The following is a 24823-nucleotide window of genomic DNA, read 5'->3' as shown; positions in this document are numbered from 1 at the left end:
CTTATGTTAATACATACTGACAAAAAAGCGTATGTTGTATTTAGTTTATGGCTGCGCATATTCCACTGGACAATGGTGCTTTCCGTAACAGCTTTATTCTGGACAGGCCTTTATATTGGCGATCCAGGGTTTGCAGCTATTACAGGACATCCGGAACCAACGTTTGCCATTGATGGCTGGTTCGCTATGGAAACGATGCGCCGTATCCATTTCATTGCGGGTGTTATTTTGACATTCTCCTTTATATTCCGATTTGCTGGTGCACTTTGGAATCGCGGGGATAGATTATTGCCTAAATTCCGTCAAAAACGGTATTGGTATGGCCTTCGCGAAACAACATTGCACTATTTGATGATTCCACAAAAGCATGAACATCACTGGTTACGTAACTCCTTGGCGAGAACGGCATATATGATGGTGTACATCATGTTCTTCTTTGAAATCATCACAGGTTTTTCAATGTATGCTATGATTGATCCTAATGGTATTATAGGAACTCTTTTTGCACCGATTATTACGCTATTTGGTGGTGAATATAAAGTTCATATAATCCATCACTATATTGCATGGGGCTTCTTATTCTTTACCATTATTCATGTGTACATGGCATTCCGAGAAGATGTTATGGAAGAATCTGGCGAAGTATCCGCTATGGTTTCAGGCATGAAATATTATGCCCATGATCCTATCGATATTGAAGACCTTAACGGTAAACGCCGTCGTGGTGAACGTATCGATAAACCATCTGGTACTACATATCGTCCAAGCAATCCTGACGATCCACGAGAAAAGGAATTACAAGATGACTAATATATCCACTGAAGAACAATTTAGTGGCATAGAATACGCGGGCTCTGAGAGCCCGCGTATTGATTTACATGCCATTTATGATGATTATGAGAACTCTATTGTCGTTCTAGGGGTAGGTAATATTTTGCTTACCGATGAGGGCCTTGGTGTTCATGTTGTAGAGGATTTGAAAGCTAATTATACTTTCACCCCTCAGATAAGCTTGATTGATGGCGGAACGATGGGCATGGAATTATTGACCTATATGCGGGGCATGAAGAAAATCCTCTTGATTGACGCCGTTAATGGTGGCGAAGCACCTGGCACAATCTATGAGTTCCCACATCGCGAATTAGAACAGTATTTTACGGACCATATTTCTGTTCATGAAGTAGGCATGCAAGATATATTGCGCATTCGTGCCATTCAAGAAAATCCATTGGAAGATGCTATTGTTATAGGTGTTGAACCGGAGTCCTTAGACGTAGGATTTGAACCTAGCGTGCCTGTACAAAAGGCATTACCTGAGGTAAAGGATCGTGTTCTACGTGTTCTTCGTGAATGGGGCGTACAAATCGAACCTAAATAAACTGATATGTCTATAGATAAATAAGAATAGACTGATAGGATGAGAAAGGAGGGACACTATGATTGAAAATTATAATAATGTACGGGCCGTTCTAAATGAGTTGCGTCAAGCACTAAAGCAATTACGAGAAACTGGTGCAACCTATTCCATATATATTGAGAAGACAGGCCTTACTGAAGAAGAGCAAGTAGAGGTGCTAGAAACTTTGGGACGTGGACATATTACGATTACCTTCAATGAAACAGATCAACCTGTAGAATGGTATGAATCTCAATTTTCTGGCATTTGGATTGGTACCTATAAAAATGGTCGTGATGACTCAATCCTACATACGGTAGAGGTAGCTCGTTATCCTGAAGTAGTTGGTGCTTTTGATGAAGATATCATGACAGCAGAAGAAGATCTTACGACATGGATTGATGCAGCTGGACTATAAAATAAATAGTTTAATGCCTATATATATGATTTGCGTAAAAGTGTATAAATATAACAATTTAATAAATATAGTGCTTATTAATAAGTGTTTAAGATAAAATGGTAATATGAAGAGAATGAACCTCAAAATCCTGAAAAGTAGCATAGCTATGGGAATTATGAGGTTCATCTTCTTTATTGTTAACCTTTTAAATTTGCCTATATTGACTATTTAACGCTAAAATATAGAAGTAATCGACGGAGGATATATGTTAGTTTCAATTGTTGTACCTGTATATAATGAAGAAGAAAATATAGCTATTTTTTACAATGCCGTAACAAAAGTTATGACAGGTCTACCATATGAATATGAACTTATCTATGTCGATGATGGATCTACGGACTCGTCTGTTGTCGTTTTGCGCGAGATTGCAAAACTTGATACGCGAGTTAAGGTCGTGTTATTGGCACGAAACTTTGGTCATCAGACTGCGTTGACGTGTGGCCTTGATTATGCCAAAGGTGATGCGGTAATCACCATGGATGGTGATATGCAACATCCGCCGGCTTTGATTCCAGAACTGATACGTTTGTGGGAGGCTGGTTACGATGTGGTACGTACCATACGCGACTCTACGGAGGATGCCAGTTGGGCAAAATCCTTCACTTCTAAATATTATTATAAACTGATGAATAAAATGGCAGATGTTCCCATCGTAGAAGGGGGATCTGATTTCCGTTTAATGAATCGTAAGTCGCTAGAAACTTTGAAACATTTCCGTGAACACGGGCGTTTCTTGCGTGGCATCGTTGGTGCACTTGGCTATCGCCAAGCGGAACTTCATTTTGTTGCGCCTCCTCGCTTTGCAGGGGTTTCGAAATTCAGTGTGCGCAAAATGATTCGCTTTGCTCTTGATGGGGTAACGGCGTTTTCGCGCGTTCCATTGCGTGCGGCTTTGTATGTAGGTGTCCTATGTGGGGGCTTGAGTTTTCTCTTGATTCTACATTTGCTCTACGTGTACTTAACGGGTCAAGCATTAAACGGGTGGACCACCTTGGGCGTGTCCATATTATTTATCGGTGGCATCCAATTAGTTGGGCTTGGCATTATCGGCGAATACGTGGGACGCGTATTTGAAGAGGTAAAACAACGTCCATTATACTGGGTGAAAGCTGCTATAAATTTTGATGGTGAAAATCCAGAAATAGCTTATGAACCATCAAAAGCTGATATATTTATAGCCAATCAAGTACCTGGCCCTGAAGAAGATAAAGACTAGCTGTATTTGTTGGATGCAAATAGAGAGACGGTTAGTATATTTTGAATAAGTAAACTCACTTTGAAGTTTTAGGAAGGAAGAATATGAAGTCAAAATATAGTAAGAGTAAAATTGCGGCATTAACATTAACATTTGTATGTGCGACCACTGCGATGGCAAGCGCTACAACATTACAATATGGTGATAAAGGTAGAAACGTAATTGCTGTACAACAACAATTAATCAAACATGGTTATAATGCAACCGATAAAAATGGTGTGTATGGCAAAGAAACGAAATGGGCTGTACGCCTATTCCAACAAGATCGTGGTTTACCTGTAGATGGTATTATCGGACCTGCAACGTACAATGCGTTGATGGGGGCTCCTCGTACAACTAAAGCAGTACTATCCAATAATGCAGCTACAAAAGCAGTGGCAACAAAATCTGCTTTCACAAATCAAAATGCACAATCTAGACGTCTTGCAGGCCAAAATGTTAAATTGAATAATTTGAAAAAGGTACAAACGCCAAACAATATTCATGCTATTTTGGCAGAAGCCGATAAATATCGCGGTGTTCCTTATGTATTTGGCGGCACTACACCAAGTGGTTTTGACTGCTCTGGTTATGTTAAATATGTGTTTGCAAAACAGGGGATTTCTCTGCCACGCTTAGCGGATGAACAATACAACGTAGGTGTTGAAGTTTCTCGCGCGAACTTAAAAGCAGGGGATTTGGTGTTCTTTGAAACCTATGAACCAGGTCCATCTCATTCCGGTATTTACATTGGCAATGGTAAATTTATCAGTGCTACATCTAGCCGTGGCGTAGCCGTAGCTGATCTTGATACTGGTTATTGGGGCGAACGCTATATTGGCGCGAAACGCGTTATATAATATATGGTTTCTCTATGTAGAACCATTGGTGAACTATATATGAGCCATAAAAAGGGGCTATACGAATCAATTATGTTCTGTTGATTTGTATAACCTCTTTTTTGTATCTCTTTTTATGGCAACTAGATGGAATAGAGAATGCTAATGAAGGTTAATTATATCCGGATATATATAGGTTATAATAGATTTTCTATGGTTTTTACGTTATAATTAAGAGTAAATTATTTTAGGAGGAATATACACATGAAAGGTAATGAACTGCGTCAAGCATACTTGCAGTTTTTTGAAAGCAAAGGACATTTAAAATTAGATAGTTTTTCTCTTATACCAGAAAACGATCCGTCTCTATTATTGATCGGGGCAGGTATGGCGCCATTAAAGCCTTTCTTTACAGGTAAATTGGTACCTCCTTGTCATCGTATTACGACAAGCCAAAAATGTATGCGTACTGGTGACCTTGAAAACGTAGGCCGCACAGCACGTCACCATACATTCTTTGAAATGCTTGGTAACTTCTCCTTTGGAGATTACTTTAAAAAAGATGCTATTCATTGGGCATGGGAATTCCTAACAGAAGTTATTAAACTCGACAAAAACAGATTATATGTCACTGTATATCCAGATGACCAAGAAGCATATGATACATGGCACAACGATTGTGGCGTAGAAGAAAGCCACATTACACGCCTTGAAGATAACTTCTGGGAAATCGGTGAAGGCCCATGTGGTCCAGATAGCGAAATCTTCTTCGACCAAGGCCCTGAACATGGTTGTGATGATCCTAACTGTGCACCTGGTTGTGACTGTGACCGTTACCTTGAAATTTGGAACCTCGTGTTCACTCAATTCAATAAAATGCCAGACGGTTCCTATGAGCCATTGCAACATAAAAACATCGATACTGGCGCTGGTCTTGAACGATTGGCTTCCGTATTGCAACATTGCAAAACAAACTTTGAAACAGATTTGATTTTCCCAATCATAGAAGCAACTGCAAAACGCGCTGGTGTTAAGTATAACGAAGACCCAAATACAGATGTGTCTTTGAAAGTTATCGCTGACCATGCTCGTGCTGTAACTGCGTTGATTTCCGATGGTGTATTACCATCCAATGAAGGACGCGGTTACGTATTGCGTCGTATCTTGCGCCGTGCCGTACGTCATGGCCGTTTGCTTGGTATCGAAGGTCTATTCTTAACTCCGTTAATTGATGTAGTTGTAGATATTCTTGGCCCTGGTATCAAATCCATTGCTGAAAAACAAGACTTCGTTAAACGTGTCGTTCAAAACGAAGAAGAACGTTTCAACCAAACATTGGAACAAGGCCTTGAATTATTGAATTCCTTAATCGATACATTGGCTGCTGAAAAAGCAACTGTAGTTCCTGGTACAGAAGTATTCAAACTATATGATACATATGGATTCCCTTGGGAATTAACAGAAGAAATCGCATCCGAACGCGGTTTCACAATCGACCATGAAGGCTTTGATGCTGCCATGAAAGAACAACGTGAACGTGCTCGTGAAGCTCGCGTAAAAGAAGATGCAAAGGTAGCTACACCAGATATTACATTCTTAAAAGATGAAGAACTTGTAGAAAATGAAGCGGAAACTGCATCCTCTGTATTGATGCTTGGTAAAGGCTCTGAACGCTTGCAAACCGCTGTTGATGGCGATGAAATCACTGTTATCGTACGCACTACACCATTCCATGCAGAAGGGGGCGGTCAATTAGGCGATACTGGCTTTATCGTCGGTCCAATGGGCAAGGTAGAGGTTCATAATACAAAACGCTTGCCAGAAGGTACTGTATACCACATCGGTACCGTTGTAGAAGGTTCCATCTCTGAAGGCGATGATGTAACTCTTGAAGTAGATACAGCTCGTCGTGCAGCGATGGCTCGTAATCATACGGCAACTCACTTGTTGCATGCTGCATTAAAACGCGTGCTTGGCGAACATGTTAACCAAGCAGGTTCTTTGGTAACACCAGATTACTTGCGTTTCGACTTCACTCATTTCTCTCCTGTAACACAAGAGGAACTTGACCAAATCGAAGCTCTTGTAAACGAAGAAATTCTTAAGGCCACAGATCTTGCTATTGCTGAAATGTCTATGGACGAAGCAAAAGCAAAAGGTGCTATGGCACTCTTTGGCGATAAATATGGCGATGTAGTTCGCGTAGTAGAGGTTCCTGGTTTCTCCGTTGAATTGTGCGGCGGTTCTCATGTAGGCAATACAGCTTTCATCAGTTCCTTCCGTTTAACATCTGAATCCGGTATCGGTTCTGGTGTACGTCGTATCGAAGCGATTACAGGTCGTGCCGCTCTTGACGCAGCAAAACATGATCGTTTGACTATCGAACGCATTGCTAGTGAATTAAAAACTAAACCTGCCCAAGTAGAAGAACGTTTGCACCAAGTATTGGCAGAGGCTAAAGAAACAGCTAAAGAATTAGACCAAATTCGCAAAGAGGTTTCTGCTGCAGGTGCTGCTGATATCGTAGCTGGTAAGGTTATGATTGGCGATGTAGCATTTGTTGCTGCGTCTGTGAAAGCATCCTCTATTGATGAATTGCGTGACTTCGCTGATATGGGCCTTGATAAATTAGATGGTTCTGGCGTAGTACTCGTAGGTGCCGCTATGGGCGATGACAAGGTAAACTTTGTATGTAAAGTTTCCAAAGATGTTGTCGGTAAAGGCGTAAAAGCTGGTAATATCGTTAAAGCAGCAGCTCAAGTAGCTGGTGGTAATGGCGGTGGTCGTCCAGATATGGCACAAGCAGGTGGTAAAGAACCAGCTAAATTGATGGATGCATTAAAAGCAGCTGGCGAAGCTGTTAAAGAAGCTCTTAACACATAATACGTTCTATAGGTATATCTTGCATATGCTATAATAGAAACATACAATACATATATGTGGGCCACGTACGTGGCCCATTCATACAAAGGAGGGATACCCATGAAGGTTTCAGATGAAACTATGTTATTCCGTAAAGTAGACGATGAACCGATGACTGCCGAAGAGGTATTAACTCGCGTTTATAAATCTATTCAAGAAAAAGGATATAATCCTATCAATCAAATCTTAGGTTATCTTATCTCTGGGGATCCAGCGTACATTACAAGCTATAATAATGCACGTAGTGATATTCGCCGTTTAGAACGCGATGATTTAATCGAAGAATTATTAAAAGAATACGCAAAGGCTAAACAACTATAATGAGAATTATGGCATTAGACGTAGGTAGTCGCACCATTGGCATCGCATGTAGTGATGCGCTATTGATGACTGCTCAAGGTATAGAAACGATTCGTCGTACATCCTTAGAAAATGACTTTAACCGATTGCGTGAATTGATTTCAGAATACGAAGTGCATGAACTCGTAGTGGGCATGCCGAAGAATATGAACGGCACCAAGGGTGAGCGCGCTGAAAAAACGGAAGAATTTGTCGAAAAAATGAAGGCTGTCATCGACTTGCCTGTTACATTTTGGGATGAACGGTTATCTACCGTTATGGCCGAACGTCAACTCATCGCAGCTGATGTGAGTCGTAAAAAACGAAAGGGCGTCATCGATAAAATGGCTGCTGTCGTTATTTTACAAGGCTATTTAGACAGACTACAATTTAGTAAATCTTAATTCGCATAGATATCTAATGCGAATATCATACAGGTTCTTATATACATAATAAAGGAGGGATTACTCGTGGTTGATCAAAATTACGAAGGTGAAATTTTCTATCTCGAATTTGAAGATGAAGATGGTAACAAACAATATTTTACAGAAGATGTAATCTTGAATCATGAAGGTCAAGAATACGCTGTACTTGTTCATGTACAAGATGAAGAACATGAAGGTCAAGATGATACATATATGATTTTGGCTCGCATCGAAACAAACGATGAAGGCGAAGAGGAATATGTTCCATTAGATGAAGATGATGAAAACTTCGAAGTATTGGTAAATATGTACGAAGCAATGGGCGAAGAAGAGTAATTTCTAAGTTCTAAAGACTCTAGTATAACGGCTGTTATATTAGGGTCTTTTTTATAATGTAAACACCTTGTGTAGTAATTGACTCATGGTTATTTTGTATATGAATAATATAAAAGAAGAGATACATCGAAAGCCTTTAATATGGTATAATAAGGTGATATACAATGGTTTGTAATAGAAAGGAACTCATCCATGAGAAAAGCCTTAAAATATGTTTCCGTAGGTGTTCTTAGCCTTGCTATTTTAGGTGGTGGTGCTTTAGGTGCATCCTATTTTGTACCAAATACCTTTAATGATGACGGAGGATCTCAAGTCCTCGTAATAGGTAAGGATGCTACAGGAACAGAAATTGCCGATATGCTCTATGAACATGGACTAATTCGGTCTACACAGGTATTTAAATTATGGTTAGCTCTTAGTGGAACCGGTTCAAAATTACAATCTGGTCACTACCAAATTCCAAATAAGGTATCGGTCCATGAATTAATTAACTTATTACAAGAGGGTCACGTTGAGTCCATTAAATTAACGATTCCTGAAGGGTATACCGTAGGGGATATTGCCATTGCTCTTGAAAAAGCTCAAATTATGAAAGCTTCCGATTTCTTGGCAGAGGCGAAAACATTCGTCCCATACCCATATATGAAGGGTACTAAACCGACTACATATCCTGTAGAAGGTTTCCTTTTCCCAAGCACTTATGAAGTGCCAGTTGGTGCTACGCCAAAGGATGTCATTCTGATGATGTCTGAGCAAATGAATCGCTATTTAACACCAGCTGTGAAAAAGCAAATTCAAGCACAACATATGAGTATTCATGACTTTGTAACCTTAGCATCCATCGTTGAACGTGAATCATTATATGATGCGGATCGCCCAACTATTGCGGGTGTATTTAAGAAACGCTTAGCACATGGTATTCCATTGCAATCTGATGCAACTATTTCTTATGTTCTTGGTTATGCAAAGGAAAATGTAACGCTTGGAGATACGCAGTTACAAAGTCCTTACAATACATATGTAAGTAAAGGTTTGCCACCAGGACCGATTGCAAACCCAGGTAAAAAGGCGTTAGATGCGGTACTTCATTCTGAAGATACAGATTATCTATACTTTGTAGCAGATAAAGATGGTCATAATCATTTCTCCAAAACATATGCTGAGCATTTGGCTGAGGTTGAAAAAATTTATGGTGCTGAACAAGCGAGTGCAGGCTCTTCTAATCAAGGTCAGGCTCCTGCATTGGCACAAGCTGGTCCTAACTATGATGTGGCGGCTACATCCGAACCTGATTATAACTATAGCTCTGCAGAGGCTGTAGCAGCGGATTCTCAATATGTAGATGTAGAACCAACATATACATATACACCGACAACTGTACCGGCAGCAACTCAAGTAACGCCAACGCCAGCAGCACCAGCGGCGACTGAACAACCGGCTACAACATCATCGCCTAGCCAAATACCGGAAAGTATGCAACAAGTAGTTCCACAGCAATCAGCACCGGTTCAATCGGCGCCAGCAGCGGAAGAACCTCGTGTGGTCAGACCTAGTACACAAACGGTACCTGCTTCTGGTAATAATCGAGGCGGCGTTGATAGATAATCAGTGTATTTAGATACGGTAAACTATTATATTGTATTAGCATGTCATATACGCACAGTAATTTGTGCGTATATGATTACTTTCATAGTCAAATATATAGCGGGAACTTATAATACATTTTATGGAATTAAATGAGATATTAAATGAGCAGCGTATTTACGCGATGATTAATAATGTACCAATCCTTCGGGAATCTGAGGTGCATTTATTTGAAGAATTGATTGGATTATACCGGCCCACCTCTGTGTTAGAGGTGGGCACCGCCATTGGTTACTCTACATTACTGATGGCACCTCTTATTGAACGAGGCGGAAAAATCACATCTATTGAATTGGATGAGGTTCGCCATGAGATGGCGAAATACTATATAGGTCAATCCGAGTATAAGGATCAAATTACGTTGATTAAAGGTGATGCGAAGGACGTATTAACACAAATTAAAGGTGAATATGATCTCGTATTTCTCGATGGGCCTAAGGGACAATATCTTAATCAGCTAGAGGTCATATTACCTCATGTGAAAGAAGGTGGCGTCATCCTTGCCGATAATGTTCTCTTTAGAGGCTATGTGCGTGGCGACAAAGAGGCTCCGCATCGATTCAAAACTATTGTTAAGCGATTACAAGCGTATTTAGCATATGTAGAAAATAAAGAATTATTTAACACCACCATTTACCCGATGGGAGATGGCATGAGTGTAAGTGTGTGGAAAGGACACAACAAATAATGGCAGATCATTTTATGGAATTGCTTTGTCCAGCAGGTAATATGGACAAATTAAAAATGGCCATTCGCTATGGTGCGGATGCCGTTTATTGTGCAGGTAAACGATTTGGTTTGCGTGCAGGTAACTCCAATTTTTCCGACGAAGAATTGAAGGAAGCCGTTCAATTTGTACATGAACATGGTAAAAAAATCCACGTTACATGCAATATTATTCCTCATAACGAGGACTTTGAAGGTCTTGAGGACTATTTGAAATTTCTTGAAAGTATCGGTGTAGATGCGATTATCGTTGCTGATATGGGCATCTTTAGCTTGGCTAAACGCGTAGCTCCAGGCCTTGAACTTCATGTAAGTACACAAGCATCCACGACGAACTGGCATACTGTGCAAATGTGGAGGGAACTTGGTGCGGCTCGCGTTGTAGCAGCTCGCGAAGTATCTGTAGCAGATCTTAAGGAAATGAAGGAACATGTAGATATTGAAATCGAGTCTTTCGTTCATGGTTCTATGTGTATTTCTTATTCTGGTCGTTGTCTCTTGTCTAACTACATGACAGGCACACGCGATGCTAACCGCGGTCAATGTTCTCAATCTTGCCGATGGAAATATAGCATTGTAGAATCCAATCGCCCTGGTGAATATTATCCAATCGAAGAAGATGAACATGGTACATACATCTTTAACTCCAAGGATTTATGCCTCATTCATCGCATTCCAGAATTGTATGAAGCAGGCATCGATAGCCTTAAAATTGAAGGTCGCATGAAATCCGTTCACTATTGTGCAACGGTAGCTAAAGTATACCGTACAGCTATCGATACCTATTTGAAAGAACGTGAAAACTGGTACGTTCGTCCAGAATGGATTGCTGAATTAGAAAAAATTTCCCACCGCCCTTACACAGATGGCTTTGCGAATGGTCGCCCTGATGAAAGCGCACAAAACTACGGGAAATCTACAAATACTCAAACCCATGATTTCATCGGTTTAGTGCTTGGCTATAACGATGAAGAAAAATATGTGGACCTTGAACAACGCAATAATTTCAAGGTAGGGGATAAGGTAGAATTTTGCCAACCTAAGGGTGAACTTGTAGAGGCTGTTATTGAAAAAATGACAGACGAAGATGGCAATCCTATCGACGTAGCACCTCATGCGCAAATGAAGGTTCGTTTGTATATGGATACAAAATTGGAACCATATTCCATGATGCGCCGCGAGTGCAAGGTGAAAGCAGAGTAACATGGTACATGAAAATACTGCTACTATGTCAATGCTTGATGAAACGACACCATTACGCGATAATCGAGAACCATTGATGCCGTCTCGTTCACTGTCAGGCTTTCCTGAACCGCCTTTGTATAGCGGCACAGGGGAGGAAGGATATTTGTACTTTTACATAGACCCAAAATATACAAATTATGTCAATCGCATCTTAGAAGGCTATGAATACGTAGGTGTTATGACTAGCCTAGACAAGTCGGGGCGCTGCATGGTGCGGTGTACACCGGATACGCGCAGTCTAGCCAGCGAAATCCTATCGCGCTTGCCAGAGGTTACCTTAGAAATATAGTTCAATAACATCGATTAGAGAATTATCAACATCGATTAGAGAATTATTCAAATTTAGGAGAATAATAATGAAATGTAATGTATTAAAACGCGCATTTGTTTTAACAGCACTTGGTGCCTCTATGGCAACCGCTGCTTTTGCAGCGCCAAATGGTCCTGTCATGATTCCACAACCAGGTACGGTTGTTGTGATTAATCATAATCCAGATGTAACATTTGCTGGCAATATTAACTTTGATGTTGAAAGCCAAGAAAATAATAATTTGAAAATTGGTTCTACTGTTGTACCAAATGTATTATATGGTGCCGTATTCAACAAGTCCGGTGCGCCTGATACAATTGTGCCAGCACAAACCTATGTATTTACAGGTGCTAAAGAAGTGCCTGCTGCGTTGACATCTCCTAGCGATGAAGGCAAACCAGGTGCAACTTGGTCCGTGGAAACAATTAAGAAAACCAAATCTGGCGATATCCAAGTGGCTAGCCGTGGTGTACCTGAAAAACCATTGGGCGTACAAATGGATATCATTAAAGATACTTTCACAATGGGCGCTATCGATAATAGTAAAACCGTACAAGGCCAAAACAGCAAGGGTACATTGTACATGACCGTGCCTAAGGATTTAAAACTCAATCCTAGTAACGACATTCCTGCAGATGTTCGTGAAACAATGCCAGCTATGCTTCGTGGACGCATGGGCGAATCCATGATGGTTAACCTATTGCCATTGAACGATGAAGAAAAACAACAACTTCGCAACAACCCGCATAATGCGAATGCCATCGTATTTAACCGCGCTATGGGCATGGCGAGCAGCATCGGCAACTCCGCTAAACAAAGCAAAGTCTACACATACATGAAAGACCATTACCTCAACATGATTATCGTTGCAAAAGATTACGACGATAATGGTGCTCGTGGTAGCGGCGTCTTGATGGTATCTAAACAAGACAATTCCGATGACGTAATGTTGATCCTATTCAAGGGCCCAGACATTACAAACTCTAAAATTGAAAAAGTAATTGGATCCATGCTATCTGCGCACTTTGAACGTAAATAGGTAGTTCTTGGAAATACTACAGGCCTGTACTAATTTTGGAAAGATGCGTATTCGTATCTTTAGAAATAGAACAGGCCTGTACTAATTTTTAGAGAGATGTGTATGCGTGTCTTTAGGAATAGAACAGGCCTGTTCTATTTTTTAGGAGGTACTTATATAGTTGAAATTTTTTAGTACCTATGATAAGATATCTTAGTAAAAGTGATGCAAAGGACATGATTCTCATATCCCTGTGTACCAGAGAGAGGCTGATGCTGGAAATGCCTTACACATATATTAGAGTTACCCCCTTTAAACTGATTTGTCGAACTTAAAGTAGGCAAATACGGCCGCCACCGTTATCGGGCTTAATGAAGTGAATGAACTGTATCCTTGTGATGCGGTGAATTAACTAGGGTGGAACCGCGAATGATCTTCGTCCCTTGTTGGTAGGGATAGAGGGTCTTTTTTTATTACAAAAATTCAGTCTATCCTAGATAATAAATTGGAGGAAATTAAAATGGCAGATGTAAAAATCATTTTACCTGATGGTAGTGCAAAGGAATACGCTGCTGGCACTACTCTTGGGGAAGCAGTAAAAAAATTGTCTAATAGTTTGGCTAAAAAAGTGTTAGCAGCCAATGTAAATGGTGAATTAACAGACCTTCGTGAAGAGCTCGTAGATGGTTCTGAAGTAGCGTTCTTAACATTTGAAGAAGATGGTGGTAAACACACATTACGTCATACAGCTTCTCATGTTATGGCACAAGCAGTTAAACGCTTATGGCCAGAAGCAAAATTGGCTATCGGTCCTGCTATCGATAAAGGTTTCTACTATGATATCGATATGGAACATACTTTGACTCCTGAAGATTTGGGCAAAATCGAAAAGGAAATGAGCCGTATTGTGAAAGAAAACTTGCCTATCACTAAATCCGTAATGTCTCGTCAAGAAGCTATCGAGTTCTTCAAATCTAAAAACGAAGACTACAAGGTAGAATTGATCGAAGACCTTCCTGAAGATGCTGTGATTTCTTGCTATGCACAAGGCGATTTTGTTGACCTTTGTGCAGGCCCTCACGTTGCATCTACTGGTAAGGTGAAAGCTTTCAAATTACAAAGCATTGCAGGTGCATACTGGCGCGGCGATGAAAAGAACAAAATGTTGCAACGTATCTACGGTACAGCATTTGAAAAGAAAGAAGAACTAGATGCATACCTTCACATGCTTGAAGAAGCGGCTAAACGCGACCATCGTAAACTCGGTAAAGAACTAGGCTTGTTCGTTATCAAAGAAGAAGGTCCTGGCTTCCCATTCTTCTTGCCAAAAGGCATGGCTCTTCGCAACGAATTGGAAAACTTCTGGCGTGAAGTACATCATGATTTCGAATATGATGAAATCCGCACACCAATCATCTTGAATAAACAATTGTGGGAAACATCTGGTCACTGGGATCATTACCGTGAAAATATGTATACTACAATCATTGATGACGAAGAATATGCAATTAAACCTATGAACTGCCCAGGCGGTATCTTGGTTTACCAAAACGAAATGCATTCCTACCGTGACTTGCCACTTCGTTATGCAGAACTTGGTTTAGTTCACCGTCACGAATTGTCCGGCGCACTACACGGCTTGTTCCGCGTTCGTGCTTTCACACAAGACGATGCGCACGTATTTATGTTGCCTGAACAAATGCAATCCGAATTGATGAAAGTTATCGAATTGTTCGACCGTATCTATAGTCAATTCGGTTTGAAATACCATGTTGAATTGTCTACTAAACCAGACAATGCAATGGGTGATGATGCAATTTGGGAAGCAGCTACAGAAGCATTGCGTAACGCTATCGAAGCAAAAGGCATTGATTATGTTATCAACCCTGGCGATGGCGCGTTCTATGGCCCTAAACTCGATTACCATATCGAAGATTCCTTGGGCCGTACATGGCAATGTGGTACTATCCAATTGGATATGAACTTGCCTGAACGCTTCAACGTAGAATATATCGGTGAAGATGGTCAAAAACATCGTACTATCATGATTCACCGTGCATGCTTCGGTTCCATGGAACGTTTCATCGGTATCTTGACTGAACACTATGCTGGTGCATTCCCAACTTGGATGGCGCCTGTTCAAGTGAAAGTATTACCTATTTCCGAAAAACACGTGGAATACGCTAACCAATTGGCAAAACAAATGCGCCATGACTACGTTCGCGTAGAAGTAGACGATCGCAACGAAAAAATTGGTTACAAAATTCGCCAAGCACAAATGGAAAAAGTTCCTTACATGCTCGTTGTTGGCGATAAAGAAATGGAAGATAATTCCGTTAACGTACGTAAACACGGTGGCGACGAATTAGGTACAGTTTCATTCGACGAATTCTTCAATTCCATTAAAATTGAAATTACAGAACGCAACTAATTATATAATTGTTGATATATCTGATTATTTATCTATCATTTTTTGATGGATTTAACGATATTTGGTCAATAATAATTTAGTATAAAAAATCCTCTTATATACTGGACAGTTATCTTTAGATTTTATAATCTAATAGTAGCAGTTCATATATAAGGGGATTTTTCTTTCATTATAGTAGCGGGAGAAATTATAATGAACATCTTATTATGATTAGGTGGTGACCTTGTGTGGAGAAGTCAAATTTAGCTTCAATTTTGCAACGTAAAAAGAATAAAAATCTTACGCTCGCGCATCGTCAATTATGGGGGATGATTGACTTGGTTTATAAAGATTTCTATGATAAAGAATCTAAAATCTATGATGCTGGCAATGTAACACGTGAAGAATTTTCTATTATTAAACATGTATATAAAACTAGGCATGTAGTAAATTATACGGAAATCAAAGCCTTGTTAAATAATAAACACCTTAGTCATGTGGGGTGGGTTATAAAAAATCTTGAGAAAAAAGGTTTAGTTACCACTGTAAAACATTGGAGCGACCAACGATCTCGGGATGTTATGCTAACAAAGAAAGGAATTCGTACCTATGAACGCATATCATCAACGCATAATAAGGTAATGGGGGCCTTATTTTCTCAAATACCTAAAGAACAACGAGAACAAACAACAAGACTATTAATTCATATACATAATAGAATGGCAAAGAAACCTATAGCTAACTTTATTGATTTGGATTATATCCAATAAAAATAAATAGAACAGGCCTGTACTATTTTTGGGGAAGATGTATATGTGCATCTCTAGAAATAGAACAGGCCTGTACTAATTTTAGGGAGATGTATATGTGCATCTCTAGAAATAGAACAGGCCTGTTCTAATTTTGGGAAGGTGTGTATATGCGTGCCTCTAGAAAAAGAACAGGCCTGTTCTAATTTTGGGAAGGTGTGAATGTGCGCCTCTAGAAATAGAACAGGCCTGTACTAATTTTAGGAAGGTGTGTGTGCGTGCCTCTAGAAAAAGAACAGGCCTGTACTAATTTGGGGAAGGTGTGAATGTGCGCCTCTAGAAATAGAACAGGCCTGTACTAATTTGGGGAAGGTATGTATATGCGTCTCTAGAAAAAGAACAGGCCTGTTCTATTCTTAGGAAGGTGTATTAACGGTCCCAAGAAATAATACAGGCCTGTAGTATTTTAGGCTATCCCTATCCAGTGCCAGTATGTAAGTGCAAATACGAGCATCATTACATAGCCGATGATGGTCAAAGGAATACCTGTTGTCATAAATGTTTTTACGTCGAATGTGTCTGTACCGTAAGCTACCATACCTTGTGGTGAGTTTACTGGTAATACTAGACCAAAGCAGATGGCATATTGCATGATCATGGTTACGCCAATGGGATTGAGTCCTTCTGCATTATGACCTACAACGATGGAGATGACGATAGGTATCATCGCTGATGAAAGGGCGGTAGCAGAGGCAAATCCTAGATGGATTACGATGAGGAACGCAGCCATGATGGCAATCAACAAGAATACCGTAGCGGATTCTAAAGAGAATGCGTTAACGAATACTTGAGCGAGCCATGTGGCTGCTTTTGTTTTAAGTAAAACTGTACCGAGACCGATACCAGCACCAAACATAACGATGGAACCCCAGTCGATGTTTGGTTGTGCGAATTTCCAATCCATAATACCAATTTTAGGGAAGAAGAATAGGGCAATCGCTATGATCGTAGTTGTGGTGGTGTCGATGGAATGTAATTTACCACCTGTAGCCCACAATGCAAGTAAACCGATGGAGATGCATAAGAGTTTCTTTTCATCGGTGCTCATAGGACCGATTTCTTTACGCATCTTAGCGAGTTGGACATCGCCGCCAACGAGTTCTTTGAACTCTGGTTTAATTAATGCTTGTGTTAAGAAGTAGGCAATAATTACCATGATGATGGAAAATGGAGCAGCAGCTGTGAGCCAGTCAATCCAGCTAACAGATGTATTCATCTGTGTTTGCATAAATCCTACGGCCACAAGGTTTTGGGCGGCCGCCGTTTGAATCATGATGTTCCAGAATGTATCAGCCTGTACAGCGCCCACCATGAGAAGGGCTGCAACGCGGCTTTTACGTTCAATACCTAAGTTCTCAACGATACCGATGATAATCGGTGCCAAGCAGGCAATACGAGCCGTTGCACTAGGTACAAAGAAGGCGAGGATAAGACCTGTAATAATAACGCCGAGATAAATGCGACTTACCTTGGTGCCGACGCTAGATAAAACGAGCATGGCGATGCGTCGGTCAAGGCCTGTTTTGCGCATGGCTACCGAGATAAACATGGCCGCCCCAACGAGGATCATGGCAGGTGATGAAAAACCAGAAATGATGAGCTTTAATGCGTTAGCGGTGCCCATCATTTTTGCCGGAGCTTCAGGACTTGGTGAAAAACCGAGTAATAAGGCCGTAAGGGCGGTAATCATGGTCGCACTGACCGGATAGGATACAGCCGATGTCATCCATAAGATGATGGCAAAGGCGAGGACACCAATCATGCGATGGCCACCAGTGGATAATGTTTCCGGCGTTGGTAATAATAAAATGACGCCTAAAACGATAAATGCGAGAATAAGTCCGATATTTTGTGCTGTCGTACGACCCTTCGGAGGAGCCGCAGCTTGTTGTGTTGTGTTAGTACTACTTACTGTACTCATAATAAACACTCCTTTCTGTAGCTATTATTATACAGTATTTCATAAATAAGTATGTGATAATATATAAGAATATTGTATACATACGAGGGTATCATTATAATTAAAATGAGATGTATGGACCTATACGAAATTCACAAACTTTGTTATACTATAGGAGTTGTAATAATAAATATATGGGAAAGTACAAGATTAGTGTTGACTTTCACCAGTCAATTTGTTATTATAATTAAGTAATTTATGAAGCAGAGGCCATCCGCCACTCACCTAATACCATGAAGTATGAGGTTACATATAGAGAACTCTATTCGGATGGTGTATGCCATCCGTTTTTTTATTCTCTTGGAGGTGAAAGCTATTAGCAAGGATACACCACGCATTAATGAAGAGATTCGTGCTCGTGAACTTCGTGTCGTAGGTCCTGAAAACGAACAAATCGGTATTATGTCTGGCCGTGAGGCGTTGGCATTGGCTGAAGAAAAGCATCTTGATCTTGTGGAAATTGCGCCTAACGCTAAACCACCAGTAGCTCGCATTATGAACTACGGTAAATATCGTTATGAACAACAAAAACGCGAGAAAGAAGCGAAGAAGAAACAAAAAATCGTAACTTTAAAAGAAGTTAAGTTACGTCCACATATTGAAGACCATGACTTTTACGTAAAAATGAAAAACGCATCCAAATTCTTGGGTGAAGGTAACAAAGTAAAAGTAACCATCATGTTCCGCGGTCGTGAACTTTCTCACCCTGAACTTGGTATGGCCGTGTTGACACGTTTCGCTGAAGAACTCAAAGAAACGGCGTCTATTGAAAAAGCAGCTAAATTAGAAGGTCGTAATATGACCATGATTTTAGTAAGTAAATAGGATATTGGGAGGATTATAATTATGCCAAAAATTAAAACTCGTCGCGCAGCGGCTAAACGTTTCGCAGTAACTGGTACTGGTGAATTCAAGCGTGCAAAAGCTTTCAAAAGCCACATTCTTGAGAAAAAATCTCCAGCTCGTAAACGTAATTTACGTAAAGCTACATTGGTTGCTAAATCTGACTACAAACGCGTAGTTAAATGCTTACCATACGCTTAATCGCTAACTATTAGATTGATATATCGTAATTTAGGAGGAATATACAATGGCAAGAGTGAAAAAGGGCGTTACAGCTCATGCACGTCATAAAAAGATTTTGAAATTAGCTAAAGGTTACCGCGGTACTCGTTCTCGTTTGTTCAAAAAAGCTAACGAAACAGTAATGAAAGCGTTGTACTATGCTCGTCGTGACCGTCGTGCGAAAAAACGCGAATTCCGTCAATTGTGGATCGCTCGTATCAACGCAGCAGCTCGCATCAATGGCACAACTTACAGCCGTTTCATCGCTGGTTTGACTAAAGCAGGCGTTGAAGTTAACCGTAAAATGTTGGCTGACTTGGCAGTTAACGATGCAGCAGCATTCGCTAAACTTGTTGAAGTAGCTAAAAACGCTTAATAGCATACCATAACAAATTAAGGACTCTCTTTGGAGGGTCCTTTTTTGTATGGTGAAAGCCTCCTCTAGTACGATGGTACAGAAACAATAAAAAGGAGATTTACTAGTTCATGGCGAAATACTCAGTATAGATATTTCGTTAACAAATCTCAGATAGAGGAGGGCTTAGTATGAACGTATTAAAGAAAGCTTTAGTTTTAGGGGCCGTAGGTGTTATGTTAGCCGTACCAGGTTATGCAAAGGTTGTAACTGGTAGCCAATCAGATGCCAATTTAGATTTAAAATATCCTTTGGTATATACTGATTCTGCTTATGCTCAACAAGCGATTAATACAGATATCGCAAACTATGTGCTAGAAGCAAAGGATATGTATTACAACCAACATATTTATAAGGTGGCTCAAAATTATAAGGTAACCTATGAAGATAGCCAAGTTGTTTCCATTCTATTGACGACCTATCATTACTATGCCGGTGCCGTTCATGGTATGACTAATACCAGAGGTCTTGTATATAACAAAATAACAGGTCAACGTGTTCCTCTATACAATTATGTAAAAATTGCTAATGCAGAACAGTTGGACAGAGGTTTACGGTCTTATGTATTAGATTATTACACCGGTTCCCATACAAAGAGTCGTATTCCACAAGGATGGAGTGTAAAATATGTAACCGATAACTACTGCCTACGCGGTAAGGGGAACATCGATCTAGTTTACCAACCATATGAATTAGGACCTTATTCTAATGGCACTACCTATATTGGATTTACACCGCAATCTATTGAATACTTTAACCGCATGAACTCGTAATAAAGGTGGCGTTATATTGTATGTTTTCGGACTGATGATTCCCCTAGGACTGTTGTTACTCGTACTGAGCATTAAACATATTGTGAAAGTGTATACTGTAACGGCCATACATGATATGCCTTATAGAACAGACAAAGGGATATTTACTATACAAACCGCTGGTCGCTATGGTATATGGCTTAATGGTAATCGGTTTAGAAAAGCTCCGTTGGGGCTGTTTGGACTACAGCTTATTAACTGTAAAACAGAAAAGGAAGTCCCATTAAGAGCTAACTTGATACCCGTTAGTGTGACTAAAGTAATCGACGTACGATTCGAGCTCTATACATTTTATGCTAATCCTGGGACATATCAGCTATTATTTAACGATAAGCCTAGTCGAATAGTAAAGATATTTGGTACGATTCGTCGCTATCTAATTAGTAGTGATGATGATTATAGCACGTATTCTATTAGAGTCTATCCACATTATTCTATGGTGCATCTATTCCTTAGTATATGGGGATTTATATTTGGCGCTATCGCCGTGATGTGGGGGATAGCGGGATTGATTGTGCATTAATAAAATGTAAGATACTTTGAATTTTGTATTTTGCTATATAACGTAAAGTATGTTATATTATAAATACAAAGAGAGCCATCAACGTGTAGCTAGCGTTAGGCCCATCTACAAAATTGCAAATTTAGAATGCGCCTAACGTGTAAGCACTGCGAATGCTTTTATACGTTAGGCGTTTTTCTTACTCTATTTTAAAATAAAAGTAAGAATGGATACTGCTAGAGACAATATAGCAATGATGAGCATTACTTTTTCATAATTGTTCATAGCATCACCACCTTTCGGTGATGAGCCTAACTCACGTTGATGACTCTAGGTTCAGTATAAATAAGTGTCGACAATTTGTCGACACTTATTTAACCTTGTTTATGTTAATGTGCTATAGAGTTATGTATACTTATAGATGATAAAAGCCTATAGTACGAAAATCGTACTATAGGCTTCTGTCATGTTTAATATATTATCTTCTGTATCCGCCGCATCCTCTAGAATTAGAATTTGGACCGCAATAGTTTTGGTTGTTATTGTTACATGGTGCATAGTTAGCATTGTTATTGCAGTTGTATTGTGTGTTAGTGTTGCAATTGTACTGAGAGTTATTGCATACATAATCGTAAGCAAATCCTGTAGATACCACAGCAGTTACAGCTAAAGCAGTCATGACGAGTATACGTTTTGTAAATTTCATAGTAATCATCTCCTTATTTCTATACTTATATTGTACTACAATATGTCAAGCAAAATATGATATTCTATACATATATACTATTTGAGAGAGTTTATGTGAAAGGAAGCATTATTATGATGAAACGTGTATTGATGGCTACGCTCTGTTTAAGTTGTGTTGCCTTTAGTAGTAACGCAATTGATATTAATATACCTGGTGCAGATCCAACTGTATCAAAGGATGCGTATCAGAATTATCGCAAGACTGATGCGGATGCACAGCAAATGGAACGGGAGATTGAAAAGGATATAAAAACATATATGCCAAAAGAAGTGGTAGGTAACGGTGAATTAGATTTAAATGATGTCATTTATTCTAATCGTGAGTTGAACCATGCATTGGATTTTTCTTCATCCGTATTTATATTGAAAGAGGATGGGGCCAATGTAAAATTCACTATGCCATACTCGAGTCGATATGGGAATACTGAGAAGATTGCAGATGGTACACCTGCTTTCAGAAATGCAATGATTATGAGCCCCGACGGTATGATGGCTTATGAATTACGTCATCAACCAGCAGGCAATAATTGGGAGGATAGTAAGATTCCTTATAGCAAATTGACTGTTGATGATATGAAAGCTATCGCAGAGAAAACAGCTGGCGTATTTCGTGGTGATGACCATTCATTATATGCTGGTAAATTTACGTATCCTACGGTTGAAAAAGCGACATGGGATGTCACGTATGCTAAGGATGCACCAATGGTGGGGAGCCTTAATTTTACGATGAAGAATACACCGACAATTTCGTATCATGTGGGTTATAATTTTATGCCTAGAAAACAGTTTAGCGTGTTAAAAGCTCAAGGTGTTGATAAGGCTAAAGACATAATAATGTCCCCGTTGGTTAACTATGTATTACCATCCATTGAACCAGCGAAGGATATACTTTCAAAAAGCAAAGCATTAACAATTAATGATTTTACATTCTTAACGCTAAAAACAAGTAAAATGATACGGGAAGATAAGAATGATTCGTACATGTATGTATACGATAGCGATCAGTATAGAGAAGGTATCATGGTTATGCCAGTTGAGGCTGAAGATATACAACATCCAGAGAAGATTTTTCCTAAAGCCGTACGCAGTATTATCCTAACTGACAAATATTCGATGCACCAACCAATCCAATTTGCTACCGTATGGAATGATGCTATGCCATCAATATATATGCAAATTAAGCGTCCTAAAACAACGATATATATGTTAATATCACATGATAAACAATACGTATACAATCACTTTATTATGATCTATAATACTAGCTCTTTGGTCGAAAAAGATTTGCGAGATATTGTGCAATATGTAGATACTAATAACAATAAGGACTACTATAACACATTCCAAAGTGGACTTGGGGCTAAGATGCCAAAAGACATGGCGACGGTTGATATTAAGAATGCGAAATAATAGATAATGTAAGGAATTTAAAAATACCTTGTGAAGTAACTCTCACCATAGGTTAGATTTTTTCATGTAACTATAGGCTCTCTGTTGTGAGGTATATACCTTGTGATAGAGGGCTTTTTATGTGTGATGAAAGTTAAAAAAGAGCTCTATTTTTCTAGAAAATATCTTTATTTCTTATGCTAAAAGGCGTATACTATAGATAATAACATAGAACATATATTTGCATTTAAAGAGAGGAGGAAGATGTATGAGTGATGATGTAAAGATATTTGAAGGTAGTCATATTCGTTCTGTGTGGGATAATGAAAGGGAAGAGTGGTATTTTAGTGTTGTTGATGTGATAGGTTCTCTGACTGAAAGCAATAATCCACGTGATTATTGGTATCGAGTGAAAAAACGTATGTCAGAAGAAGAACGAAGTGAGTTGTCGACATTTTGTCGACAACTGAAACTTAAGTCGGCAGATGGTAAGTCATATAAGACTGATGTAGCCGATATGCAAGGTATTTTCCGTATCATACAATCTGTTCCATCACCTAAGGCAGAACCTTTTAAAATGTGGTTAGCAGAGGTTGGTAAAGAACGTATTGATGAAATAATTGATCCAGAGCTAACTATAGATAGAGCCTTAGACGGATATGCTAGAAAAGGATATAGCCGAGAATGGATTAACCAACGATTACAGGCGATTCAAGTGCGTAAAGAACTTACAGATACATGGCAAGATCATGGTGTTAAGGGTGGTAATGAATATGCTATCCTAACGAATGAAATCTCTAAAGCTTGGTCTGGAATGACGACTAGAGAATATAAGGACTTTAAGGGGCTAAAAAAAGAAAATCTACGAGATAATATGTCTACTACAGAACTTATCTTAAATATGTTAGCCGAAACGGCTACAAAGGATATTGCGGAGGCAACTACTCCTCAAGGATTAGACGAGAATAAACAAGTTGTTCAAGATGGTGGTTCTATTGCTGGTGATGCACGTAAATCGATTGAAGCTAGAACAGGCAAACCTGTTATTACATCTAAAAATGCTATTGATTTAGGGCGACTAATTAGTGACGTGATGAAACATGATAGATGAACGACTTGAATGAATGAAACCCAAAACTAAAGAATCCGAAACGTAGTATTACATTTAATATATAGTGATGAAATAGGTCGTAAAGAAAATAATACCACATCATATAGGAATTTTTGGTCCCGTATGATGTGGTATTTTGTTTCTATGTTTACAAAGAATGTTCCAACAAAAATTATATATCGATATCTTGATATATACCGTATTAAGTTACTACCAGAATATATAGATGAAGTATTATGTGCACTATCTATATTGGGCGCAATTTATGGAATATATTGGTGCATTGCAAAATAGTCAATTTAAAGTAAAAAGAGAATAGTAGTTTATAATTTTATGATATTCAATTTTGGCCATATATTTCACTATTACTGTTGTAAAGTGTTTATATGTGGCTATTTTTGTAGTAGAATGAGAGTCACATGAAGCTGTTTGGTATGAGATTTGTTATTCAAAAGAATTACACATAATAAATAGGAGAGCATATATATGGTAAAGGGACAAAATGTAAATTTATTTTTATTAGATGGAGAGGTTACTGGTCGTATTAAATGTACTTTAGCTAATTGGACTGGTTTGGTTTATAAAATACCTAGATCCTTATTAGATGAATCAAAAGAGATTAGTGCATTACATCAAAGTGCAATCTATATGTTATTTGGCATGGATGATAATAATGAACCATTAGTATATATTGGTCAGGCTGGAATTC

General features: G+C 39.2%; 25 protein-coding genes, 1 pseudogene and 1 other annotated feature. Of the genes and pseudogenes, 24 read left to right on the top strand and 2 right to left on the bottom strand.

The genetic code is table 11. From position 1 onward, the window contains the following. The first annotated feature begins 3 nt into the window (after positions 1-3). From cybH to RYP29_RS00055, 16 genes are all read left to right on the top strand, one after another. Positions 4-810 carry a Ni/Fe-hydrogenase, b-type cytochrome subunit gene (gene cybH / locus RYP29_RS00130; protein ID WP_038123078.1) on the top strand — a complete coding sequence of 269 codons (807 nt, stop codon included), beginning with the start codon at positions 4-6 and terminating at the stop codon, positions 808-810. After that, the gene (locus tag RYP29_RS00125) at positions 803-1378 is read left to right on the top strand and encodes a HyaD/HybD family hydrogenase maturation endopeptidase (protein ID WP_311531394.1); all 576 of its coding nucleotides are present in this window, start codon (positions 803-805) and stop codon (positions 1376-1378) included. Before cybH ends, RYP29_RS00125 begins: the two co-directional genes overlap by 8 nt. Before the next feature lie 58 nt (positions 1379-1436). Continuing rightward, positions 1437-1814 (top strand): hydrogenase expression/formation C-terminal domain-containing protein, encoded by a 378-nt coding sequence (locus tag RYP29_RS00120; RefSeq protein ID WP_311531392.1) that lies wholly within the window; start codon positions 1437-1439, stop codon positions 1812-1814. 247 nt (positions 1815-2061) lie between these two features. Next, on the top strand, positions 2062-3072 hold the full coding sequence (locus tag RYP29_RS00115; protein WP_005376014.1) for a glycosyltransferase family 2 protein: 1011 nt from the start codon (positions 2062-2064) through the stop codon (positions 3070-3072). A gap of 83 nt (positions 3073-3155) precedes the next feature. Next, a complete protein-coding gene (locus tag RYP29_RS00110; RefSeq protein WP_005382650.1) occupies positions 3156-3950 on the top strand; it encodes an NlpC/P60 family protein in 795 nt (264 codons plus the stop codon). A 243-nt stretch (positions 3951-4193) separates the two neighbouring features. Then, entirely contained in the window at positions 4194-6812 is a 2619-nt protein-coding gene (gene alaS, locus RYP29_RS00105) for an alanine--tRNA ligase (RefSeq protein WP_311531390.1), read from the top strand. A 99-nt stretch (positions 6813-6911) separates the two neighbouring features. Beyond that, positions 6912-7172 (top strand): IreB family regulatory phosphoprotein, encoded by a 261-nt coding sequence (locus RYP29_RS00100; protein ID WP_005376219.1) that lies wholly within the window; start codon positions 6912-6914, stop codon positions 7170-7172. Next, entirely contained in the window at positions 7172-7594 is a 423-nt protein-coding gene (gene ruvX, locus RYP29_RS00095; RefSeq protein ID WP_005380531.1) for a Holliday junction resolvase RuvX, read from the top strand. Before RYP29_RS00100 ends, ruvX begins: the two co-directional genes overlap by 1 nt. A 66-nt stretch (positions 7595-7660) precedes the next feature. Next, the gene (locus tag RYP29_RS00090) at positions 7661-7951 is read left to right on the top strand and encodes a DUF1292 domain-containing protein (RefSeq protein WP_005376289.1); all 291 of its coding nucleotides are present in this window, start codon (positions 7661-7663) and stop codon (positions 7949-7951) included. A gap of 192 nt (positions 7952-8143) precedes the next feature. Next, complete coding sequence (gene mltG / locus RYP29_RS00085) at positions 8144-9556, top strand: endolytic transglycosylase MltG (protein WP_311531388.1); 1413 nt, start codon at positions 8144-8146, stop codon at positions 9554-9556. 121 nt (positions 9557-9677) lie between these two features. After that, complete coding sequence (locus tag RYP29_RS00080; protein WP_005382665.1) at positions 9678-10283, top strand: O-methyltransferase; 606 nt, start codon at positions 9678-9680, stop codon at positions 10281-10283. Then, complete coding sequence (locus RYP29_RS00075; RefSeq protein WP_311531386.1) at positions 10283-11524, top strand: U32 family peptidase; 1242 nt, start codon at positions 10283-10285, stop codon at positions 11522-11524. Before RYP29_RS00080 ends, RYP29_RS00075 begins: the two co-directional genes overlap by 1 nt. A 1-nt stretch (position 11525) precedes the next feature. Beyond that, positions 11526-11855, top strand: coding sequence for a DUF4911 domain-containing protein (locus RYP29_RS00070; protein WP_311531384.1), 330 nt, complete (start codon positions 11526-11528; stop codon positions 11853-11855). A gap of 67 nt (positions 11856-11922) precedes the next feature. Beyond that, on the top strand, positions 11923-12915 hold the full coding sequence (locus tag RYP29_RS00065; RefSeq protein WP_311531382.1) for a hypothetical protein: 993 nt from the start codon (positions 11923-11925) through the stop codon (positions 12913-12915). A gap of 195 nt (positions 12916-13110) precedes the next feature. After that, positions 13111-13341 (top strand) — a binding site (T-box leader). Between the two features lie 73 nt (positions 13342-13414). Beyond that, positions 13415-15325: a threonine--tRNA ligase gene (thrS, locus tag RYP29_RS00060; protein ID WP_311531380.1), complete on the top strand. Its 1911-nt coding sequence runs from the start codon at positions 13415-13417 to the stop codon at positions 15323-15325. 227 nt (positions 15326-15552) lie between these two features. Continuing rightward, entirely contained in the window at positions 15553-16074 is a 522-nt protein-coding gene (locus RYP29_RS00055) for a winged helix DNA-binding protein (protein WP_311531378.1), read from the top strand. A gap of 445 nt (positions 16075-16519) precedes the next feature. On the opposite strand, the gene RYP29_RS00050 is transcribed toward RYP29_RS00055, so the two are convergent. Next, the gene (locus RYP29_RS00050; protein ID WP_311531376.1) at positions 16520-18034 is read right to left on the bottom strand and encodes a DASS family sodium-coupled anion symporter; all 1515 of its coding nucleotides are present in this window, start codon (positions 18032-18034) and stop codon (positions 16520-16522) included. Between the two features lie 309 nt (positions 18035-18343). Here RYP29_RS00050 and infC point away from each other — a divergent pair, with 309 nt between their 5' ends. From infC to RYP29_RS00025, 5 genes are all read left to right on the top strand, one after another. Continuing rightward, positions 18344-18898 (top strand): translation initiation factor IF-3, encoded by a 555-nt coding sequence (gene infC, locus RYP29_RS00045; RefSeq protein ID WP_005376236.1) that lies wholly within the window; start codon positions 18344-18346, stop codon positions 18896-18898. Positions 18899-18919: 21 nt separating this feature from the next. Next, positions 18920-19117, top strand: coding sequence for a 50S ribosomal protein L35 (rpmI, locus tag RYP29_RS00040; protein WP_005376016.1), 198 nt, complete (start codon positions 18920-18922; stop codon positions 19115-19117). Positions 19118-19163: 46 nt separating this feature from the next. Further along, positions 19164-19514 carry a 50S ribosomal protein L20 gene (gene rplT, locus RYP29_RS00035; protein WP_005376311.1) on the top strand — a complete coding sequence of 117 codons (351 nt, stop codon included), beginning with the start codon at positions 19164-19166 and terminating at the stop codon, positions 19512-19514. A 170-nt stretch (positions 19515-19684) separates the two neighbouring features. Then, positions 19685-20326 carry a PdaC/SigV domain-containing protein gene (locus RYP29_RS00030; RefSeq protein ID WP_156931410.1) on the top strand — a complete coding sequence of 214 codons (642 nt, stop codon included), beginning with the start codon at positions 19685-19687 and terminating at the stop codon, positions 20324-20326. A 16-nt stretch (positions 20327-20342) separates the two neighbouring features. Further along, positions 20343-20888, top strand: coding sequence for a hypothetical protein (locus tag RYP29_RS00025; RefSeq protein WP_311531375.1), 546 nt, complete (start codon positions 20343-20345; stop codon positions 20886-20888). A 457-nt stretch (positions 20889-21345) separates the two neighbouring features. Here RYP29_RS00025 and RYP29_RS00020 read toward each other — a convergent pair whose 3' ends face one another. Then, a complete protein-coding gene (locus RYP29_RS00020) occupies positions 21346-21573 on the bottom strand; it encodes a hypothetical protein (protein WP_311531373.1) in 228 nt (75 codons plus the stop codon). A 113-nt stretch (positions 21574-21686) separates the two neighbouring features. On the opposite strand from RYP29_RS00020, the gene RYP29_RS00015 reads away from it, so the two are divergent. The 3 genes and pseudogenes from RYP29_RS00015 to RYP29_RS00005 form a co-directional block, all read left to right on the top strand. Continuing rightward, complete coding sequence (locus tag RYP29_RS00015; RefSeq protein WP_311531371.1) at positions 21687-23024, top strand: hypothetical protein; 1338 nt, start codon at positions 21687-21689, stop codon at positions 23022-23024. 247 nt (positions 23025-23271) lie between these two features. Then, entirely contained in the window at positions 23272-24114 is an 843-nt protein-coding gene (locus RYP29_RS00010) for a BRO family protein (RefSeq protein WP_311531369.1), read from the top strand. A 486-nt stretch (positions 24115-24600) separates the two neighbouring features. Further along, positions 24601-24823, top strand: a pseudogene (locus tag RYP29_RS00005) (methionine sulfoxide reductase); the annotation flags it as partial.

This window comes from uncultured Veillonella sp., assembly GCF_963534045.1.
In the GTDB taxonomy this organism is placed as follows: domain Bacteria; phylum Bacillota; class Negativicutes; order Veillonellales; family Veillonellaceae; genus Veillonella.
The sequence above is the reverse complement of the archived record's forward strand: the minus strand, read 5'-3'. Positions and strand labels throughout refer to the sequence as shown.

Coding starts and splice junctions, on each gene's coding strand:
- RYP29_RS00015 (WP_311531371.1), top strand. CDS start 21,687: ATGATGAAACGTGTATTGATGGCTACGCTCTGTTTAAGTTGTGTTGCC.
- thrS (WP_311531380.1), top strand. CDS start 13,415: ATGGCAGATGTAAAAATCATTTTACCTGATGGTAGTGCAAAGGAATAC.
- RYP29_RS00050 (WP_311531376.1), bottom strand. CDS start 18,034: ATGAGTACAGTAAGTAGTACTAACACAACACAACAAGCTGCGGCTCCT.
- ruvX (WP_005380531.1), top strand. CDS start 7,172: ATGAGAATTATGGCATTAGACGTAGGTAGTCGCACCATTGGCATCGCA.
- RYP29_RS00100 (WP_005376219.1), top strand. CDS start 6,912: ATGAAGGTTTCAGATGAAACTATGTTATTCCGTAAAGTAGACGATGAA.
- infC (WP_005376236.1), top strand. CDS start 18,344: ATGGTGTATGCCATCCGTTTTTTTATTCTCTTGGAGGTGAAAGCTATT.
- RYP29_RS00120 (WP_311531392.1), top strand. CDS start 1,437: ATGATTGAAAATTATAATAATGTACGGGCCGTTCTAAATGAGTTGCGT.
- RYP29_RS00125 (WP_311531394.1), top strand. CDS start 803: ATGACTAATATATCCACTGAAGAACAATTTAGTGGCATAGAATACGCG.
- rplT (WP_005376311.1), top strand. CDS start 19,164: ATGGCAAGAGTGAAAAAGGGCGTTACAGCTCATGCACGTCATAAAAAG.
- mltG (WP_311531388.1), top strand. CDS start 8,144: ATGAGAAAAGCCTTAAAATATGTTTCCGTAGGTGTTCTTAGCCTTGCT.
- RYP29_RS00080 (WP_005382665.1), top strand. CDS start 9,678: ATGGAATTAAATGAGATATTAAATGAGCAGCGTATTTACGCGATGATT.
- RYP29_RS00115 (WP_005376014.1), top strand. CDS start 2,062: ATGTTAGTTTCAATTGTTGTACCTGTATATAATGAAGAAGAAAATATA.
- RYP29_RS00030 (WP_156931410.1), top strand. CDS start 19,685: ATGAACGTATTAAAGAAAGCTTTAGTTTTAGGGGCCGTAGGTGTTATG.
- alaS (WP_311531390.1), top strand. CDS start 4,194: ATGAAAGGTAATGAACTGCGTCAAGCATACTTGCAGTTTTTTGAAAGC.
- RYP29_RS00020 (WP_311531373.1), bottom strand. CDS start 21,573: ATGAAATTTACAAAACGTATACTCGTCATGACTGCTTTAGCTGTAACT.
- RYP29_RS00075 (WP_311531386.1), top strand. CDS start 10,283: ATGGCAGATCATTTTATGGAATTGCTTTGTCCAGCAGGTAATATGGAC.
- cybH (WP_038123078.1), top strand. CDS start 4: ATGTTAATACATACTGACAAAAAAGCGTATGTTGTATTTAGTTTATGG.
- RYP29_RS00065 (WP_311531382.1), top strand. CDS start 11,923: ATGAAATGTAATGTATTAAAACGCGCATTTGTTTTAACAGCACTTGGT.
- RYP29_RS00010 (WP_311531369.1), top strand. CDS start 23,272: ATGAGTGATGATGTAAAGATATTTGAAGGTAGTCATATTCGTTCTGTG.
- RYP29_RS00070 (WP_311531384.1), top strand. CDS start 11,526: ATGGTACATGAAAATACTGCTACTATGTCAATGCTTGATGAAACGACA.
- RYP29_RS00110 (WP_005382650.1), top strand. CDS start 3,156: ATGAAGTCAAAATATAGTAAGAGTAAAATTGCGGCATTAACATTAACA.
- rpmI (WP_005376016.1), top strand. CDS start 18,920: ATGCCAAAAATTAAAACTCGTCGCGCAGCGGCTAAACGTTTCGCAGTA.